This is a genomic window from Streptomyces sp. NBC_00829, assembly GCF_045161795.1.
GTDB lineage: Bacteria > Actinomycetota > Actinomycetes > Streptomycetales > Streptomycetaceae > Streptomyces.
The window spans coordinates 7687927-7706552 of the sequence record NZ_CP108867.1; the positions used below are offsets into that span (position 1 = coordinate 7687927).

The window sequence follows — 18626 nt, forward strand, 5'->3', positions numbered from 1 at the left end:
CAACTGGACGCTTGATAGCGGAGGTGCGGCGATGGCGGGACCCCGAGTGGTCATCATCGGAGCGGGCGTCGTGGGAGCGGCGCTCGCGGACGAACTCTCCTTCGCGGGCTGGACCGACATCACGGTCGTCGACCAGGGGCCCCTCCCCGCCACCGGCGGGTCGTCGTCCCATGCGCCGGGGCTGGTCTTCCAGACCAACGCGTCGAAGACCATGACCGAGCTCGCCCGCTACACCGTCGAGAAGTTCTGCAGCCTCGACGTCGACGGACAGCCCTGCTTCCTCCAGGTCGGGGGACTCGAGGTGGCCACCACCCCCGAGCGCCTGACCGAGCTGCAGCGCCGCCACGGCTGGATCACCGCCTGGGGCATCGAGTCCCGGCTGCTGAGCCCCGAGGAGTGCATCGAACTCCACCCGCTGGTGGACCGCGGACGCGTCTTCGGCGGCCTGCTGGTCCCCACCGACGGGCTCGCCAAGGCGGTCCTCGCCGTCGAGGCCCAGATCCGCCGCGCCACCGACCGTGGTGTGCGCTTCCTCGCCCGACACGAGGTTCTCGACGTCGTCCACACCGAGGGCGCCGTCAGCGCGGTCGTCACCGACCAGGGGGAGATCCCCGCCGACATCGTCGTGTGCTGCGCCGGCATCTGGGGCCCGAAGATCGCCCGCATGGTCGGCATGAACCTCCCGCTGACCCCGCTCGCCCACCAACTCGCCTGGACGGGCCCCGTGCCCGCGCTGGAGGGCCAGGCCGAGGAGGCCGTCCGGCCGATCCTGCGCCACCAGGACGGAGACCTCTACTACCGCGACCGCTTCGACCGCATCGGCATCGGCTACTACGGCCACCGGCCCATGCCCGTCGACCCCGAGGCCATCGCCTCCGTGGACGACGCCGAGCTGATGCCCTCGGTCATGAAGTTCACCGAGGACGACTTCGCCGACGCCTGGGCCGAGACACAGGCCCTGCTGCCCGCCACCCGCGATGCCAAGATCGAGGAGGGCATCAACGGCCTCTTCTCCTTCACCACCGACGGACTGCCGTTGCTGGGCGAGTCACCGGACGTCAAGGGCTTCTGGGTCGCCGAGGCCGTGTGGGTCACCCACTCGGCGGGCGTGGCGCGCGCCGTGGCCGAATGGCTCGTGGACGGCCACTGCTCGTCCTTCGACCTGCACGAGTGCGACGTCAACCGCTTCGAGCCGCACCAGCTTTCCCCCGAGTACGTCCTGGCCCGCGACTGCCAGAACTTCGTCGAGGTCTACGACATCCTCCACCCCCTCCAGCCGGCCGGCGCGCCGCGCCCCCTGCGCACCAGCCCCTTCCATCCACGCCAGCAGGAGCTCGGCGCCTTCTTCCTGGAGGCCACCGGCTGGGAGCGGCCCCAGTGGTACGAGGCGAACGAGCGCCTGACGGCCGGGCGTTCCATCCCCACCCCCAACGACTGGGCGGCGCGCTACTGGTCGCCCATCGTCGGCGCCGAGGCCCAGACCACCCGCGAGACCGTCGCGATGTACGACATGACGGCGCTCAAGCGACTGGAAGTCACCGGCCGCGGCGCCGCCGCCTTCCTTCAGCGGCTTTCCACCGGCAATGTCGACAAGTCGGTCGGCTCGGTGACGTACACCCTGCTCCTCGACGAGGACGGCGGCATCCGCAGCGACGTCACCGTCGCCCGCCTCGGCCGCGACCACTTCCAGGTCGGCGCCAACGGCAATCTGGACCTCGACTGGTTCGGCCGCCACCTTCCGGCGGACGGCACGGTCCAGGTCCGCGACATCACCGCGGGCACCTGTTGCATCGGACTCTGGGGCCCACTGGCCCGAGAGGTCCTCCAGCCCCTCGCCGACACGGACTTCTCCAACGACGGCCTCAAGTACTTCCGCGCCAAGCGTGCCCACATCGGCTCCGTACCCGTCACCGCGATGCGGCTCTCGTACGTCGGCGAACGCGGCTGGGAGCTGTACACCACCGCCGACCTGGGCCTGAAGCTGTGGGACACCCTGTGGCAGGCCGCCCAGCCCCTCGGCGGAATCGCCGCCGGCCGCGGCGCCTTCAACAGCCTCCGCCTGGAGAAGGGGTACCGCTCCTTCGGCACGGACATGACCTACGAACACGACCCGTACGAGGCCGGAGTCGGCTTCGCCGTCAAGCTCGACAAGGAAGACTTCATCGGCAAGGCCGCGCTGGAGCGGCGCAAGGCGGATGTGCGGCGGCGCCTCACCTGTCTGACCATCGACGACCCACAGGCCGTGGTCATGGGCAAGGAGCCGGTGTACGACGGGAACCGCCCGGTCGGCTATGTCACCAGCGCCGCCTACGGCTACACGATCGGCAAGGGCATCGCCTACGCCTGGCTCCCTGCCGAACTCGCCACGACCGGCACCACCGTCCACATCGGCTACTTCGACCAGCGTGTCGAGGCGGTCGTCGCCGACGAGCCGCTGTTCGATCCCTCCATGTCACGCCTGCGCGGCTGAGCGCCCACCCGTACGAGAAGGAGCGATGTGAACGCACGGATCCTGGACGGCAAGCGGACCGCGGCCACCATCCGCACGGAGCTCGCCGAACGCGTCGCCAAGCTGGCGGCGCGGGGAATCACACCGGGCCTCGGCACCGTGCTGGTCGGCGACGACCCCGGCAGCCACGCCTACGTATCAGGGAAGCACCGGGACTGCGCACAGGCGGGGATCGCCTCCATCCGGCGCGAACTGCCCGCCGACGCCACGCAGGAACAGGTGGAGTCCGTCATCGACGAGCTCAACGCCGACCCCGCCTGCACGGGCTACATCGTCCAACTGCCGCTGCCCCGCGGCCTGGACGCCAACGCGGTACTGGAGCGCATGGACCCGGCCAAGGACGCCGACGGGCTGCACCCCGTCAGCCTCGGCCGCCTCGCGCTCGGCGTGGAAGCCCCGCTGCCGTGCACCCCGCGCGGCATTGTGGAGCTGCTGCGCCGCCACGATGTCCCCCTCGCCGGAGCGCGGGTCTGCGTCATCGGGCGGGGCATCACCGTCGGCCGGCCGATCGGGCTGCTGCTCACCCGCCGCTCCGAGAACGCCACCGTCACCCTGTGCCACACCGGGACCAAGGGGCTTGCCTGGCACGTCAGGGAGGCGGACATCGTCATCGCCGCCGCCGGATCGCCCGGCCTGATCACCCCCGACATGCTGCGGCCCGGTGCCGTCGTCCTCGACGTCGGCATCACCCGCACCGACGAGGGGCTGGTCGGCGACGTCCATCCCGACGCCGTCACCGTCGCCGGATGGGTCGCGCCCATGCCCGGCGGCGTAGGACCCATGACGCGGGCGATGCTGCTCGCCAATGTCGTTGAGGCCGCCGAGAGGAACGCCGCATGAACACGCTGAACGCGCCGCTCGCCGAACTGGACCCCGAGGTCCACGCCGCCGTCTTCGCGGAACTCGACCGCCAGCAGTCCACGCTGGAGATGATCGCGTCGGAGAACTTCGCCCCCTCGGCGGTCATGGAGGCCCAGGGGTCGGTCCTGACGAACAAGTACGCCGAGGGATATCCGGGCCGCCGCTACTACGGAGGCTGTGAGCACGTCGATGTCACCGAGCGGCTCGCCATCGAGCGGGTCAAGTCCCTCTTCGGCGCCGGATTCGCCAATGTGCAGCCCCACTCCGGGGCCCAGGCGAACACCGCCGTCTTCTTCGGCCTCCTCCAGCCCGGCGACACCGTGCTCGGCCTCGACCTCGCCCACGGCGGCCATCTCACCCACGGCATGCGCATCAACTACAGCGGCAAGATGCTCAACGTCGTGCCCTACCACGTCGACAAGACCGAGAACCTGGTCGACATGGAGGAGGTGGAGCGGCTCGCCGAGGAACACAGCCCCAAGATGATCATCGCGGGCTGGTCGGCGTACCCCCGGCAGCTGGACTTCGCCGCCTTCCGGCGGATCGCCGACGCCGTCGGCGCGTACCTGATGGTCGACATGGCCCACTTCGCGGGCCTCGTGGCCGCCGGGCTGCACCCCAGTCCCGTACCGCACGCCCATGTCACCACCACGACCACGCACAAGACGCTCGGCGGCCCGCGCGGAGGAGTCATCCTCACCAATGAGGCCGACATCGCCAAAAAGATCAACTCTGCGGTGTTCCCCGGCATGCAGGGCGGACCGCTGGAGCATGTCATCGCCGCGAAGGCGGTGTCGTTCAAGGTCGCCGCATCACCGGAGTTCGCCGAGCGCCAGGCCCGCACCCTGGCCGGCGCCCGGATCCTCGCCGAACGGCTGACCCGGCCCGACGCGGCCTCCGCCGGAGTGAGCGTCCTCACCGGCGGCACCGACGTCCATCTCGTCCTCGTCGACCTCAGGCAGTCCGAACTCGACGGGAAGCAGGCCGAAGACCTGCTCCACGACATCGGCATCACCGTCAACCGCAACGCCGTCCCCTTCGACCCCCGCCCGCCCATGGTCACCTCGGGCCTGCGCATCGGCACGCCCGCACTGGCCACCCGAGGCTTCACCGACGAGGACTTCACCGAGGTCGCCGACGTGATCGCGCTCGCCCTCCAGCCCGCACCGGACATCGACGCGCTCCGCGCCCGTACCCGCGCGCTGGCCGCCAAGCACCCGCTGTACGCGCACCTTTCAGGAGACGCCCGATGAGCCCCCGCACCCCGGGCGCCGAACTGCCCGAGCACCCCGACTGGCTCTGGCGCACCCCCGAGCCGAAGCGGTCGTACGACGTGGTGATCGTGGGCGGCGGCGGACACGGTCTCGCGACCGCCCACTACCTGGCGAAGAACCACGGAATCACCAACGTGGCCGTGCTGGAGAAGGGCTGGCTCGCGGGCGGCAACATGGCCCGCAACACCACCATCATCCGGTCCAACTACCTGTGGGACGAGAGCGCCGGAATCTACGAGCACGCCCTCAAGCTGTGGGAGGGCCTCGCCGACGAACTGGACTACCCCATCCTGTTCTCGCAGCGCGGTGTGCTGAACCTCGCACACAGCCTCCAGGACGTACGCGACAGCGTGCGCCGCGTCGAAGCCAACCGGCTCAACGGCGTGGACGCCGAATGGCTCGATCCACAGCAGGTCAAGGACGTCTGCCCCATCGTCAACATCTCACCGGATGTGCGCTATCCGGTGATGGGCGGCACCTACCAGCCACGCGCCGGCATCGCCAAGCACGACCATGTCGCCTGGGGCCTGGCGCGCTCAGCCGACACCGCCGGCATCGACATCATCCAGAACTGCGAAGTCACCGGCATCGACATCCAGGGCGGACGCGTCACCGGCGTGCGGACCACGCTCGGCCCCATCGCGGCAGGAAAGGTGGCGCTCTGCTCGGCAGGTCACACCTCGGTCCTCGCCGCCATGGCGGGCTTCGAACTGCCGCTCCAGAGCCACCCGCTCCAGGCGCTGGTCTCCGAACTGCTGGAGCCCGTGCACCCCACGGTGGTCATGTCCAACGCGGTGCATGTGTACGTCAGCCAGGCCCACAAGGGCGAACTGGTGATGGGAGCGGGCATCGACGCGTACAACGCCTACACCCAGCGCGGCGCCTTCCACATCATCGAGCACCAGATGTCCGCGGCGCTGGAACTGTTCCCCGTCTTCGCCCGCGCCCATGTGCTGCGGACCTGGGGAGGCATCGTCGACGTCAGCCCCGACGCCTCGCCGATCGTCGGACTCAGCCCGGTCGACAACCTCTACCTCAACTGCGGCTGGGGAACCGGCGGGTTCAAGGCCACCCCCGGCGTGGGCTCCGTCTACGCCCACACCATCGCCCACGACGCCCCCCACCCGCTCAACGCCCCCTTCTCGCTCGACCGATTCACCACCGGCGCGCTCGTCGACGAGCACGGCGCGGCCGCGGTGGCCCACTAGGGAGCCGAATCGATGCTGCTCATCCCATGCCCCTGGTGCGGGCCCCGCGACGAGGCCGAGTTCCACTACGGAGGTCAGGCACATGTGCCCTATCCCGGGACACCCGCCGACCTGACCGACCAGGAATGGTCCCGCTACCTGTTCTTCCGCGACAACCCCAGGGGCCCGTTCGCGGAGCGATGGAGCCACGCGGCCGGCTGCCGCAGATGGTTCAACGCGGTGCGTGACACGGCGACGAACGAGATTCTCGCGGTGTACCGGGCGGGCGAGCCGCGACCGGAACCGGCTGCCTCATCCGCAGCCGGTCCGGTCGCGGGACAGGCTGCCCCGCACCGTCCGGCCCGCCCGGCGTCGGAGATCCCTGGGGCCGGGGGCGAAGCTCCCGTCGAGCTCCCGGGCGGAGCCGGCGTTCCGGCACAGGGCCGGGCAGCGGAGGAAACCGCCGAGCCCGGCTCGTCCCAGTCCTTCCGGCTGACCACCGGCGGCCGTGTCCGCCGCGACGAACGCCTGACCTTCACCTTCGACGGCACGACATACGAGGGATTCCGGGGCGACACGCTCGCCTCCGCGCTCCTCGCCAACGGAGTCATCCAGGCCGGCACCAGCATCAAGCTCGGCCGCCCGCGGGGCATCTTCTCCGCCGGGGTGGAGGAGCCCAACGCCGTCGTCCAGATCGAGGAACCGTTCCCCGAGCCGATGCTGCCCGCGACGGCCGTCGAACTGTACGACGGGCTCGTCGCCGGCAGCCTCCCCGGCCAGGGACGCCTTGCCACCGAGCCCGACCCCGCCCGCTACGACGCCGTCCACGCCCACTGCGACCTGCTCGTCGTCGGCGCCGGACCGGCGGGTCTCGCAGCCGCCGCCGCGGCGGCGGGCAGCGGGGCACGGGTCATCCTCGCCGATGACCAGCCCGAACCGGGCGGCAGCCTCCTCGGGACCGGGCAACTCCTCGACTGGGCCGCCGCGACGGCCGAACGGCTCGCCGCCGAGCCCGAGGTGCGCGTCCTGCGCCGTACGACCGTCTTCGGGTACTACGACGACAACCACGTCCTGGCCGTCGAGCGGCGCACCCAGCACCTCGGCGCCGACGCCCCCGAGCACGTCTCCCGCGAACGTGTCTGGCGCATCCGCGCCCGCCGCGTCGTCCTGGCCACCGGAGCGCACGAGCGCTCGATGGCCTTCGCCGACAACGACCGCCCCGGCGTCATGCTGGCCGCTTCGGCCCGTACGTACGTCAACCGCTACGGCGTCCTGCCCGGCCGCCGTGCCGTCGTCTTCACCACCAACGACAGTGCCTACGCGGCGGCGCTCGACCTGGCAGCCGCGGGCGTGGAGATCGCGGCGGTCGTCGACACCCGCCCCGAGGCGGGGGAGTGGGCCCGCCGCGCACAGGACGCCGGGATCGAGGTGCTGAGCGGGCATGCCGTCACCGGTACGGAAGGCGGAGCCCGCCTCACATCGGTCACCGTCGCGCCGTACGGAGAGCCGGAGGGGGACCGGGAGTTCAGCACCGATCTCCTGCTCGTCTCCGGCGGCTGGAACCCTGTCGCGCATCTGTTCAGCCAGGCGGGCGGCAGGCTCCGCCACGACGAGACGCTCGGCACGTTCGTCCCCGACTCCTGCGGCCAGCAGGTCGAGACCGCGGGCTCCGCTTCCGGTGCCTTCGAACTGCCCGACGTCCTCGCCCAGGGCGCCGCCGCGGGCGCCCGCGCGATCGAGGCCGAGGGATACACGGCCGGCGTACCCCGGCTCCCGGCCACCGTCGCCGAACCGGCCCAGTCCCCGCCCATGCAGGTCTTCGTCGTCCCCGGCGCCGACGGCGGGCCCCGCTTCGTCGACCTCCAGCGCGATGTGACCGTCGACGACCTCGCCCGCGCGACCGGCGCCGGCATGCGCTCCGTCGAGCACACCAAGCGCTACACCACCGCGGGCACCGCAAACGACCAGGGCAAGACCTCCGGCGTCCTCGCCAGTGGCACCGTCGCCCAACTCCTGGGCGTCGACATCTGCGCCCTCGGCACGACGACGTTCCGTCCTCCCTACACCCCTGTCTCCTTCGCCGCCCTCGCGGGCCGCGACCGCGGCGCGCTTCTCGACCCCGTCCGCGTGACCGCCCTGCACGCATGGCATGTGGGCCACGGCGCGCTCTTCGAGAACGTCGGCCAGTGGAAGCGGCCCTGGTACTACCCGCTGGACGGCGAGGACATGAAGACCGCCGTCCTCCGTGAGTGCAGCGCCGCCCGTGAGGGCGTCGCCTTCATGGACGCCTCCACCCTCGGCAAGATCGACGTACAGGGACCGGACGCAGCCGTCTTCCTCGACCGGCTCTACACCAACATGATGAGCACCCTGAAGGTCGGCATGATCCGCTACGGAGTCATGTGCCGCCTCGACGGCATGGTCTTCGACGACGGGACCGTCATCCGCATCGCCGAGAACCGCTTCCTCGTCACCACCACGACCGGCAACGCCGCCGCGGTCCTGGACTGGATGGAGGAGTGGCTGCAGACCGAGTGGCCCGAACTGCGCGTCCACTGCACCTCCGTCACCGAACAATGGTCCACTGTCGCCCTCGTCGGCCCCCGCTCCCGCGACGTGCTCGGCGCCCTCGCACCGGACCTCGCCGTCGACAACGACAGCTTCCCGTTCATGGCCTGGCGCGAGTCGTCCGTCGCCGGCATCCCCGCGCGCGTCTGCCGGATCAGCTTCTCCGGTGAACTGGCCTACGAGATCAATGTCTCGCCGTGGGAGGCCCGCGCGCTGTGGGAGGCGCTCGATGAGGCAGGCAGCCCGTACGGCATCACCCCGTACGGCACCGAGACCATGCACGTCCTGCGTGCCGAGAAGGGATACCCGATCATCGGCCAGGACACGGACGGCACGGTCACCCCACAGGACCTCGGCATGGGATGGGCCGTGTCCAAGAAGAAGCCCGATTTCATCGGCAAGCGCTCGCACGCACGCGCCGACACCACACGCCCCGACCGCAAGCACCTCGTCGGCCTGCTCCCCGAAGACCCGGAGTCCTTCCTCCCCGAGGGCACCCATCTGGTCGCCGACAGCGTGCTCCCCGAGCCGCCCGTGCCGATGCTGGGCCATGTCACCTCCAGCTACCACAGCGCCGCGCTCGGCCGGACGTTCGCACTTGCCCTGATCAAGGGGGGCCGGGACCGCATCGGCGAGCGGCTGTACGCCCCGGTGGGCGACCGGCTGGTCCCGGTGACCGTCGCAAGCCCCGTCCTCTACGACCCCGAGGGAGCCCGCCGCGATGGCTGACACCGTGACCCGCCACAGCCCCCTGGCGCACACCGCCGGCCGTTTCGCCAATGCCACACGCTCCTCGGGCGGCGACCTGCGCCTCGCCGAACTGCCCTTCCTGACGCAGATCGCCGTACGGCTCGACCCCAAGGGTCCGGCCGCCGACGCCGTCGGGCTCGCCCTGGGACTCCAACTGCCCCTCGAACCCGACACCGCCGTCCGCGCCGGAGGCCGCTTCGTGCTCTGGCTCGGACCCGACGAATGGCTCGTCGTCGGCCCGTCCGACAGCAGCGGGGATCTGGAGAACCTGATCCGGACGGCCGCGGGCGACGAACCCGCCTCGGTCACGGACGTCTCCGCCCAGCGAACCACCCTGCTCGTCGCGGGCCCCCGCGCCCGCGACCTGCTCGCCCACGGCTGCGCGCTCGACCTGCACCCCCGCTCCTTCGGGCCGGGGCGCTGCGCCCAGACCACCCTGGCCCGCGCGCAGGTCGTGCTGGTCGCACGCGACGATCCCAGCGCGGGGTTCTGGGTGCTCGTCCGGTCGTCCTTCGCGGGTTACCTCGCCGACTGGCTGCTGGACGCCGCGTCGGAGTACATCTGACCGAGCGCAGAGCCCCCAGGAACCGGAGGCCCGCCCACGGAGCCCCAGCAGGTGATCCGGGTCACGACGTGTCGGCGGCCAGGCGCTCGGCACGCACGGCCGCGGACCCGGCCCTGCGACGGGCCGCCCGAGCCTCGCGGTCCGCCGTCCGGGCACCGTCGCGCGCCTCGCGCGCACGGTCCCGGGCGGTCCGCTGCCCGGCCTGAGCCTCCTTCAGCTCCCGGGAGAGCGCCGACACCCGCTCTTCGGCCTCGCGCAGCCCTGCCTCGGCCCGTTCCCGCTCCGCCTTCGCCTGTTCGTGTTCCCGCTCCAGGACCTGCGCCGCCTTCTCGGCGGACTCGGCGTCCTTTCTGGCCGCATCGAGCTCCCTGTGCTGTTCCTCGGCCGGACTGCTCTCCGTGGAGGCGGTGCGTTCGTGGGAGTCGCCGGGCGGTGCCGGGGCGGGCTTCTTCCTCGGCGCCACCGTGGTCTGCACGGCCTCGGTGAATCCGACCGGCGCGCTGAGCGGCTTGGCGAGATGCCCCGCCGCCCACTCCTTGGCCGCGCCCGGATCGGCCAGCACCGCGTGCAGGGTTGATTCGATCTCCCGCTGGGCCTGGTCGCCGATCGGCTGCCCGGCTCCTTCCGCCAGCCGCCTCGCCTCGCGGGCCAGCGCGCCCACCAGCGCATGCTGCTTTCGGCTGAGCTCCCGCAACTGCTCCCCGTCGAGGTTCTGGTGGGCCTGGCGCAACCCGTCGCCAAGGCCGATCAGCGGCTGGACCTGCTCCGGCTGACGGCGCACCAGCAGATTGCTCGCCCAAGCCGACAACGTCGGACGGCGCAGCTTGCTGATCCGGGCGGCCAGATCGCGTTCGCCGGCCGTGCGCGCCGCGGCGGCCCGCTCGTCGCGCGCGGCAGTGAAGTCCTGGGGCCGCAGCTCGTACAGCTCATCGACAACGCTCTCCAGGTCCACGGTCCTCCCACCGGTGTCGCTGCTCCCGCGGTGTTGACGGGAGTTGTCGTCCCGTCACAGAATGACACGTCATTCCGCCGGGGGAGGGGTTGGTCGTGCCGCAGGGCGTGGTGGACAAGCGTGACGCGATACTGCGCGCGGCGGGCAAGGTCTTCGCCGAGCGCGGGTACCACGCGACCGGTATCTCCGACATCGCCCGTGAGCTCGGGGCCGGCCACGGCACCTTCTACCGGTACTTCAAGAACAAGGAGGACATCGCGCGCAGCGTGGTCGCCCGTGCCCTCGGCCAGGTCATGGACGCCATAGCCGACGAGGAGCCGGGCTCCAGCCGGTCGCTGGAGCAGTACCGCGCACAGGTCGGGCGCATCGGCCACAAGCTCTTCGACCTCGTGGTCGCCGAACCGGCGCTCTGCCGCATCCTCTTCTACGACGCCATCGCCATCGACCGGGCCGACCCGGGACTCGCCGGCCGGGCCATGGAGGCTGCGGCGCAGTACACCGCGGCCTTCGTCCGTAACGGACAGGACCGTGGCTTTCTCCGCCGTGACCTCGACGCCCATGTCGTGGGCCTCGCCGTGAACGGAATGATCCTGACGGGGGCCGTGCGGCTGCTGCACGCACAGGACCCGCAGGCCATGCGTGATCCATGGATCCGCACGGTGGAAGCGCTCATTTTCGACGGCCTCGGCTCCTCCTGAGCCACAGGCCCGCAAGGACCGCTCATTCATTTGCCTCAAGAACGGAATGACGTGTCATTCCGGAAGGAGAGCACGATGGTCCAGGTCGATGTCTTCTGGTCGTACGGGATAGGCGCGAGCTTCGCGACAGCCGCCTGCCGTCAACTGACGGCCCGCAACACCCGGGCGGAGCGCGGCGGCCCCTGGTCCGACCCGTATCTCATGGCCGCCGTCCTGTACTGCGCGGTTCTCTTCGCGCCCAGCGGAGCCTGGCTGCTGTGGGGCTTTCCGGACTGGGAGACCATGCAGGTGGCGAGCGGCCACGAAGCGCTGCCCGCCTGGCTCGTCGCGCTGTTCGCGGCGACCAACGTGAGTCAGGGCGTCCTCGGCTACAAGGTCGCCGAGCGGCTCATCCTGTCCGGCCGGGTGTACGCGGCCTTCCTGCAGGCCGGCATCGGATACACCGGCATGTTCTTCATCCTCGTCCACGGCTGGGACGGCCGTGGATACCAGCGGTTCTTCTCGGCCGACCGGGACGTGTTCGCCACCTGGCCTCGGGAAGCGGGCGGCGAGGAGGCACTGTCGCGCATCGCCGACTGGCTCACCTCACCCGTCGCGCTCACCCTGTACGGGATGGGGGTCGTGCTCGTCCCGGTGATGCTGGCACTGATCGCCGCCTGGATCCGGGCCGGACAGAGGGAGGCCGGCGTGACCCGGGTCGGCCTCCTCCGTGTCGTGGGGGCCGTCCTGGCAGCGGTCTTCGCCGTGGCACTCGGCACGGCCGTCACCGCCTCGGTCCTGGTGCACCTGCTGGGCTGGTGGCTCGGAGTCCCCGCCGCCGTCCTCCTCGCCGCACTTGTGGCCGTACGGCGAAAGGGAGTGGCGGAGCGGGCTTTCGCGCTGCTCGCGCTGCCCGGCCGCCTCGGCGGTCGCGAACAGACGCCAGGACTGCTGGGAGTTCACTGACCGCCCGCGGCAGGCGCGGACCTGCGGGTCAGCCCGCGGCGGTCTCCCGGTTCATCGGCGGCTCGGCAGGCGTGTCGGGCACCGGCCCGAAGAGCACCGCCCGGGCCACCTTCGGCGCGAACAGCGAAGTGAGCGGCGAGGTCAGCGTCAGTACGGAACGGAAGGCCGGGCCCACCACAGGGTCTCCCGGATACCGCTGCTGGACGCGGCTGAGGTACCAGCCGGCGGGCTTGTCGACGGCCCGTGGGGCGACCGCGTTGCCCACCGCGCCGGGCATCTTCCTGTCCGCGCCCGCGGAGATGTCCCAGGCCTGGCGCGACGCCTCGAACAGCGCCTGCTGGACCCGGCGGGTGGTCGCAGTACGCCGGACATCGGCCAGGGCGTCGCGCAGGGCCACCGCGCTCATCGCGGCGACCGCCATGCCCTGGCCGTAGATCGGGTTGAACGTGCACAGCGCGTCGCCCACCGCGAGGAAACCGGCGGGGCGGCGCCCCGGGAGGTCGTACCGGCGCCGCAGGTTCGACGTCCTGCGGAAGCCGAAGGGGGGTGTGTCCGGTTCGGCCTCGCGCAGCCAGTCATGGATGAGGGGATGCGGGAAGCGGGCCGCGAAAGCGGTGAACCCCTCCTCGTCCGTGGGCGGTTCGCTGCCCCGCAGGCCCGCGAGGATCACCAGATAGCGGCCGTCCTCCAGCGGCAGCACCCCGCCGCTGTAGACCTGCGAGGGGTTGGGGAACACGTAGTAGGCAAGGGCGTTCGTGCCGAGGTGGCTGCTCTTGTTGTGGTAGATGCGGGACGCGTACGCCAGGCCCGTGTCGATGGTCTCCTCGTGCGGGGGCTCGGCGCCGATCTCCGCCAGCCACTGCGAGGCGCGCGAACCGCGCCCCGAAGCGTCCAGCACCAGGTCGGCCTCCAGAGTCAGTTGTTCCTGGCCGGCGGCGCCCTCACCCCGTCGGCGCAGCAACACGCCCCTGACGCGCGAGGCGTCACCGACGAGCCCGACGGCCTCCGTCGAAGTGACCGTGGTGATCCTCGGGTTGGCCAGCACACGCTCGCGCACCAGATGCTCGACCTGACCCCGGGAGCCCGTGTAGATGTACGTCGTCGCCTCGGTACGCCTGAACCAGCGACCGCTCTGCCACTGCACCATGTCCGAGGGCTGCCCGACCCGGGGAGCGCCCGAGGCCCTCAACCGGTCCATGAAGCCCGGCAGCAGGGAGTCCAGCGCGAGCTGGCCGCCCTCCAGCAGGACATGCGCGTGCCTGCCCTGGGGAACCCCGGGACGGGGTTGGGGGCCGTCGGGGTAGTGGTCGCGCTCGACGACCGTCACCTTGTCGGCGTGCTGGGCCAGTACGTGTGCGGCGAGAAGTCCCGCGAGGCTGCCTCCGACGACAACGGCGTGGCGGCTGCCCGCACCCTCTCGCCAACTGCCCTTCCCCTGCGCTTGATCCAGCATGTCCGTGCCCCTCGTGGTCAGCGAGCCGATCCAGGGGCCCGGCTTTTGGATCAGGCCCCGGGGCAGCACAGTATCCCGGCCGGAGACCGCTGGATGACGAGCGTGCGCGGTGAGGAGTGCTGCCGCGAGGGTCTTGTGGGGGCCACGCCGCGCGAGCCGCTCACGCCCGTCGTCGATCGGCGCGTGCATCGGCGCCTGTGCGGTTACGAGGAGCGCCGTCGGCGGCCGTGTGCTCCAGGGGTGAGGCGGCGGTTATGATCCGCCCGTCAAGTGATCGTTTCGAGTTCACACACTCGGGAAATTGCGCACATCCTTGGGGGGATCAAGTGCGTCTCACCTTTTCGCGCGTCGTTCGCGGCGCGCTCACCGTCGGTCTCGGTGCCGGTCTGGTCGCCACCGTCACCGCCGGACCGGCCCGGGCCGCCGATGGGTACGACCGCTGTGCCTGGGGAAAGCTCTGTGTCTTCAGCGAGCCGCTGGGCAAGGGCGAGATGCTGGTCGTCAACGGGGGCACGCTCGCTCTGGGGGCGTGGGACAACCGCATCAGCTCGTTCGCCAACAACAGTGACCAGCCGGTGTGCTTCTACACCGAGCCGGGGCTCGCGCCGGCCCCCGAGCTCACGGGTGCCACGCACTACTACGCGGGACGGGTGTCGTTCGACGAGAGCGCGACCCCCGGGTTCGACAACACCGTCAGCTCCATCGACCTGGGTCCCGAGGCGGACGACTTCTGCGGGAACGAGAGCCGGTACGCGACGTACCAGTGGGACAACCAGCCGAAGCAGCGGCCCACGGGACTGCCGTCCGTGGGTGCCTTCGGCGATGTCAACGGCGACGGATACGCGGATCTGTTCACACGCAACAAGTTCGGACAGCTGTGGGTCTCCCATGGCTCCGACAGCGTGGCGAAGAGCCGGTTGCTCGGGACCGGCTGGAACTCCATGAACAAGCTCACCCGTCACGGGGACCACAACGGCGATGCCAAGGAAGACGTGTTCGCCCGCGGCAACGCCGGCGTGCTGTGGTTCTACCCCGGCAGGGGTGACGGCACGTTGGGTACGCGGGTGCGCGTCGGCGGTGGCTGGAACACCATGCGCGAACTCACCGCGGCCGGCGACCTGACCGGGGACGGCAGGGCCGATCTGCTCGCCGTCGACAGCGCGGGCACCCTGTGGACGTATCCGGGCAACGGCAAGGGCTCCCTCGGCGCGCGGCAGAAGGCCGGCACGGGCTGGAAGGCCGTCAACGAACTCGTCGGCGCGGGCGACATGAACTCCGACAGGCGTGCCGACCTCGTGGCCCGTGACACCGCGGGCAGGCTGTGGCTCTATCCGGGCAACGGCAAGGGGACCTTCGGGGCCCGCAAGCTGATCGGCGGCGGAGGCTGGAACGGGCTCACCGAGCTGGCCGGCCTGGGCGATGTCACCGGCGACGGCCGGCCTGACCTGCTCGGGCACGCGCCGGGGCAGAGCGCCCTTCGCGTGTACCCGGGGACCGGCGCGGCCGACGGCGGCCTGAAGCCCCCGAAGACGCTCGCCTCGGTCCAGGCCACCCAGCTCGTCTTCTGACCAGCCTTCCGCATCGAACGGAGTTCGGCTCATGCTCGAAACCACCCGGCGCAAGCGCGCCCTCGCCGCCGCTGTCGTCACCGCGTCGCTGGCCACCCTCATCACCCAGGCGCCGGGCGCGGTCGCCGCGGAGAATTCCGCGCGCTGCCCGGCGGGGAAGTTCTGTGTCTTCACCGGCGGGGGCTACACGGGCGACCTGAGGATCTACTCGTCCTCCCAGCCCACGCTGGGCACATGGAACGACAAGATCTCGTCGGTCGTGAACAACAGCGGCCTGTGGGCGACGCTGTATGTGCAGCCCCATTACGGAACGTCTCCCGACTACGTCATCGTCGGGCCGCACAACGGCCCGATCGATCTCAGCGACTCGTTCGACCGGCAGTTCGGCAACAAGATCAGCTCCATGAGGGTCACCACGACCGAGTTCGAGGCCGTCCAGGGTGTCCCGTGGATGGACTGGTACCAGCAGCCCGAGATCAAGCGCCCCGCCGGGCTGCCCGCCGTCGCCCAGTTCGGCGACCTGGACAACAACGGCAGCGCCGATGTCCTGGAGCGCGCGAACGACGGCCGGCTGTGGTTCCTTTCCGGCGTCGGCGACGCCAACGGCACCACGAAGGGCAAACTCGTCGGCGGCGGCTGGAACGCGATGAGCCAGTTGGTCCGACACGGCGACTACAACGCCGACGGCAGGGAGGACCTGTTCGCCCGGGACACATCGGGGGTGCTCTGGTTCTACCCGGGCAGGGGCAACGGCACCTTCGGTACGAGGGTGAGGATCGGCACCGGCTGGAACGCCATGCGCGAGATCAACGCGGCCGGAGACCTGACCGGCGACGGCCGCCGCGACCTTCTCGCGCGCGACTCGTCGGGGACGCTGTGGACATACCCGGGCAACGGCAAGGGCGCCTTCGGTGCCCGCAAGAAGGTCGGCGCCGGCTGGGGCGTCATGAACCGGCTCACCTCGCCCGGGGATCTGACCGGTGACGGCAGGGCCGACCTGCTGGCACGCGACGGTGCTCGTGCCCTGTGGCTGTACCCGGGCAACGGCAGCGGGGCCTTCGGTGTGCGCAAGAAGCTCCCCTACGCCTGGCCCGCCGACGAGCCGGTCATGTCCGTGGGTGATGTGAACGGTGACGGGCTGTCCGACATCATGCGGCCCATCGACTACCAGCTGTTCGTCTACCAGGGGGACGGGCGAAGCGGGATCAGCGGCCCCAACGCGGACATGCTCTGGGACACCGCGCCCAACGTCCGCGCCTTCTGACGCGGACGCCGCAGTGCCCCTCGCGGCACCCTCAGGAGCCCGGCTTCCGAGGGTGCCGTCGGGGCCGCGCGCCCCGGCGCGCCCACGTGGGGACGAGCCCCGCCCGGGTCCTGTCCGACCGGTCAGCATCTTGTGATCACTTACCCGCGGGAACACCTTTCCCCCCGGACTCCGCTGCTCCACTATGGGCTCTTGTTTTCTGCTGGTAACACCCGGCGTGTTTCCGCCTGTGCGGGCGGGCGGCTCACGCCGTAGTGAGGAGTCAAGAGGTGCCAGAGCTCCACCGCGTCACTCCTGACGCAACGGGCGAGAACCGCGTCTATGCCGCCCTGTCGGATGCCGAACTCACCGAGCGCATATGCGCCGGTGCCCCGCCGGCGCATCCCGCCGTGCAGGAGCTCAGGCGCCGCCACCTGCCCGCCGTCATTTCGTACGCCCGGCTCTGTGGACGCCATCAGGTCGCAGGGACCCAACTGGCCATCCAGGCCTTCTCCCTCGCCGCCGAGGAAGCGGTCCGGGGCATCGAGCCGCGCGGGAACTGGCGGCACCATGTGCTGACGCTCGTCCAGCGGGTGGGGCGCACCTGGGCCCTTGGCGACCGCCGTGACCGGCTCGAACCCGAATTCGTCGCATGGCTCGGCGACGCCGCCGACCGCCCCGCGCCGGGACAGGAGGATTTCGGCGCCCATCTCTTCGAGGTGTCGTCCGCGATGCTCGCCGGTTTCTACCGGTTGCCGGCGCTGACGCGGGGCGTCCTGTGGTACGCGGTGATCGACGACGAGCCGGACGTCACCGTCGCCACCTTCCTCAAGATCGACCCGGCCGATGTTCCCGAACTGCGGGACAAGGCACAGGACGCCATGCGTCAGGCCTACGTCCGGGAATATCTGGAAGGGTGCGGGGACAGGCGATGCCTCGGATTCCGGCGCATCATCGAGGCCGCGTCGAGCCCGGGGGACCGGCGTCGCAGTGAGGATCTGACGCTCCATCTGGCGGAGTGCCCCAGCTGCACCCGGCTGGTGGCGGAGCTGACGAGGATGACGAACGCACCTCGCGCCGTCATCGCCGAGGGCCTGCTCGGATGGGGCGGAGCGGCCTACGCGGCCCGCGGCCCCGCGCGCGGCTCCCTCGACCGTGTACCGGCGCAGCCCGAGCGGCCGACGCGCACGGCAGGCCTCTCGGGGTTCGCCGCCCCGGCGAGGCGGACGACCGGCGGCGGGACACGGACGCAGGGCGCGACGCGGTTGTTCCGGCCCGTCCTTCTCGTCGCCGCGGTGGTCGCGGTCGCGGTGGTCGCCGGTACGCTGCTTGCGACCGCGTCCGAGGACAACGCCACGGCGGCCGTCCGTGACCGCGCGGAGGAACCTCCCCTCCAGCTGACCTGGCCGCCGGTGGCCCTGCCGGACCCCAGCGTGTCGGCCACCGGCCGGGCGCCGTCGCGGGAGCCCTCCCGCTCACCGAGCCCCACCGCCTCGGTCCCCGTCTCCAAACCCCCGGCTCCCGCGCCTTCGAGGAGCGCCCCGCGCCGGCCGGTGCCGATCGTCCCAGGCGGCGGCTACACCCGGGTCGTCAACGCGGACTCCGGACTGTGCCTGGACATCGCGGACGGCGTGATGGAGGACCGTACGGACGTCGTGACCAACCCGTGCGACGGCGCGCGGACCCAGCAGTGGAGTCTGGACGCCATCGGCCTCCTCCACAGCAAGGAGGATCCGGACTACTGTCTGGACTCGCGCGGCGACACCGACAGGGGGGTCGGCATCTGGTCCTGCGACGCCGTCAACGGCTGGAACGGCCGGAATCTGCTCTTCGCCGTCGATGGTTCAGGCGTCGTACGGCCCCTGATCGCACCGGGCTTCGCCCTGGAGCCGTACGGCGGCTCGGCGGGCAGTCCGGTCGGGTTCGACCACGCCGACGGGTCCGGCGACCAGCGATGGACCGGCGGCCCCGCGTGAAGAGCCCGGCCGAAGTGTTCGGTGAGCCGCTGGTCGACCGTCCGCCGGTGACGGCCACGGCGAGCATGAACCGGCCG

At 71.1% G+C, this 18626-nt stretch carries 13 protein-coding genes; 11 read left to right on the forward strand and 2 right to left on the reverse strand.

Annotated elements, in window-relative coordinates:
* Positions 1–31 precede the first annotated feature (31 nt).
* The 6 genes from OG293_RS34480 to OG293_RS34505 are packed head-to-tail and all read left to right on the forward strand — an operon-like array spanning position 32 to position 9714.
* Positions 32–2470, forward strand: coding sequence for an FAD-dependent oxidoreductase (locus OG293_RS34480; RefSeq protein WP_406002664.1), 2439 nt, complete (start codon positions 32–34; stop codon positions 2468–2470).
* Between the two features lie 27 nt (positions 2471–2497).
* Positions 2498–3349, forward strand: coding sequence for a bifunctional methylenetetrahydrofolate dehydrogenase/methenyltetrahydrofolate cyclohydrolase (locus OG293_RS34485; RefSeq protein WP_406002665.1), 852 nt, complete (start codon positions 2498–2500; stop codon positions 3347–3349).
* A complete protein-coding gene (gene glyA, locus OG293_RS34490; RefSeq protein ID WP_406002666.1) occupies positions 3346–4623 on the forward strand; it encodes a serine hydroxymethyltransferase in 1278 nt (425 codons plus the stop codon). Before OG293_RS34485 ends, glyA begins: the two co-directional genes overlap by 4 nt.
* Entirely contained in the window at positions 4620–5852 is a 1233-nt protein-coding gene (locus tag OG293_RS34495) for a sarcosine oxidase subunit beta family protein (RefSeq protein WP_406002667.1), read from the forward strand. The genes glyA and OG293_RS34495 overlap by 4 nt, the downstream gene beginning before the upstream one ends.
* A 12-nt stretch (positions 5853–5864) precedes the next feature.
* Positions 5865–9128: a sarcosine oxidase subunit alpha family protein gene (locus OG293_RS34500; RefSeq protein WP_406002668.1), complete on the forward strand. Its 3264-nt coding sequence runs from the start codon at positions 5865–5867 to the stop codon at positions 9126–9128.
* Positions 9121–9714 carry a sarcosine oxidase subunit gamma gene (locus tag OG293_RS34505; protein WP_406002669.1) on the forward strand — a complete coding sequence of 198 codons (594 nt, stop codon included), beginning with the start codon at positions 9121–9123 and terminating at the stop codon, positions 9712–9714. The genes OG293_RS34500 and OG293_RS34505 overlap by 8 nt, the downstream gene beginning before the upstream one ends.
* Before the next feature lie 61 nt (positions 9715–9775).
* Here OG293_RS34505 and OG293_RS34510 read toward each other — a convergent pair whose 3' ends face one another.
* Positions 9776–10666: a hypothetical protein gene (locus OG293_RS34510; RefSeq protein ID WP_406002670.1), complete on the reverse strand. Its 891-nt coding sequence runs from the start codon at positions 10664–10666 to the stop codon at positions 9776–9778.
* A 95-nt stretch (positions 10667–10761) separates the two neighbouring features.
* On the opposite strand from OG293_RS34510, the gene OG293_RS34515 reads away from it, so the two are divergent.
* Both OG293_RS34515 and OG293_RS34520 read left to right on the forward strand, forming a co-directional pair.
* A complete protein-coding gene (locus tag OG293_RS34515; RefSeq protein WP_406002671.1) occupies positions 10762–11364 on the forward strand; it encodes a TetR/AcrR family transcriptional regulator in 603 nt (200 codons plus the stop codon).
* A 75-nt stretch (positions 11365–11439) separates the two neighbouring features.
* Positions 11440–12309 carry a hypothetical protein gene (locus tag OG293_RS34520; RefSeq protein WP_406002672.1) on the forward strand — a complete coding sequence of 290 codons (870 nt, stop codon included), beginning with the start codon at positions 11440–11442 and terminating at the stop codon, positions 12307–12309.
* Between the two features lie 28 nt (positions 12310–12337).
* Here OG293_RS34520 and OG293_RS34525 read toward each other — a convergent pair whose 3' ends face one another.
* The gene (locus OG293_RS34525) at positions 12338–13762 is read right to left on the reverse strand and encodes an FAD-dependent oxidoreductase (RefSeq protein WP_406003806.1); all 1425 of its coding nucleotides are present in this window, start codon (positions 13760–13762) and stop codon (positions 12338–12340) included.
* A gap of 326 nt (positions 13763–14088) precedes the next feature.
* On the opposite strand from OG293_RS34525, the gene OG293_RS34530 reads away from it, so the two are divergent.
* The 3 genes from OG293_RS34530 (at position 14089) to OG293_RS34540 (ending at position 18549) form a co-directional block, all read left to right on the forward strand.
* On the forward strand, positions 14089–15330 hold the full coding sequence (locus OG293_RS34530; RefSeq protein ID WP_406002673.1) for an FG-GAP-like repeat-containing protein: 1242 nt from the start codon (positions 14089–14091) through the stop codon (positions 15328–15330).
* 31 nt (positions 15331–15361) lie between these two features.
* Complete coding sequence (locus OG293_RS34535) at positions 15362–16594, forward strand: FG-GAP-like repeat-containing protein (RefSeq protein WP_406002674.1); 1233 nt, start codon at positions 15362–15364, stop codon at positions 16592–16594.
* Positions 16595–16863: 269 nt separating this feature from the next.
* A complete protein-coding gene (locus OG293_RS34540; protein WP_406002675.1) occupies positions 16864–18549 on the forward strand; it encodes a ricin-type beta-trefoil lectin domain protein in 1686 nt (561 codons plus the stop codon).
* Positions 18550–18626 lie beyond the last annotated feature (77 nt).

Coding starts and splice junctions, on each gene's coding strand:
- OG293_RS34480 (WP_406002664.1), top strand. CDS start 32: ATGGCGGGACCCCGAGTGGTCATCATCGGAGCGGGCGTCGTGGGAGCG.
- glyA (WP_406002666.1), top strand. CDS start 3,346: ATGAACACGCTGAACGCGCCGCTCGCCGAACTGGACCCCGAGGTCCAC.
- OG293_RS34495 (WP_406002667.1), top strand. CDS start 4,620: ATGAGCCCCCGCACCCCGGGCGCCGAACTGCCCGAGCACCCCGACTGG.
- OG293_RS34500 (WP_406002668.1), top strand. CDS start 5,865: ATGCTGCTCATCCCATGCCCCTGGTGCGGGCCCCGCGACGAGGCCGAG.
- OG293_RS34505 (WP_406002669.1), top strand. CDS start 9,121: ATGGCTGACACCGTGACCCGCCACAGCCCCCTGGCGCACACCGCCGGC.
- OG293_RS34520 (WP_406002672.1), top strand. CDS start 11,440: ATGGTCCAGGTCGATGTCTTCTGGTCGTACGGGATAGGCGCGAGCTTC.
- OG293_RS34525 (WP_406003806.1), bottom strand. CDS start 13,762: ATGCTGGATCAAGCGCAGGGGAAGGGCAGTTGGCGAGAGGGTGCGGGC.
- OG293_RS34535 (WP_406002674.1), top strand. CDS start 15,362: ATGCTCGAAACCACCCGGCGCAAGCGCGCCCTCGCCGCCGCTGTCGTC.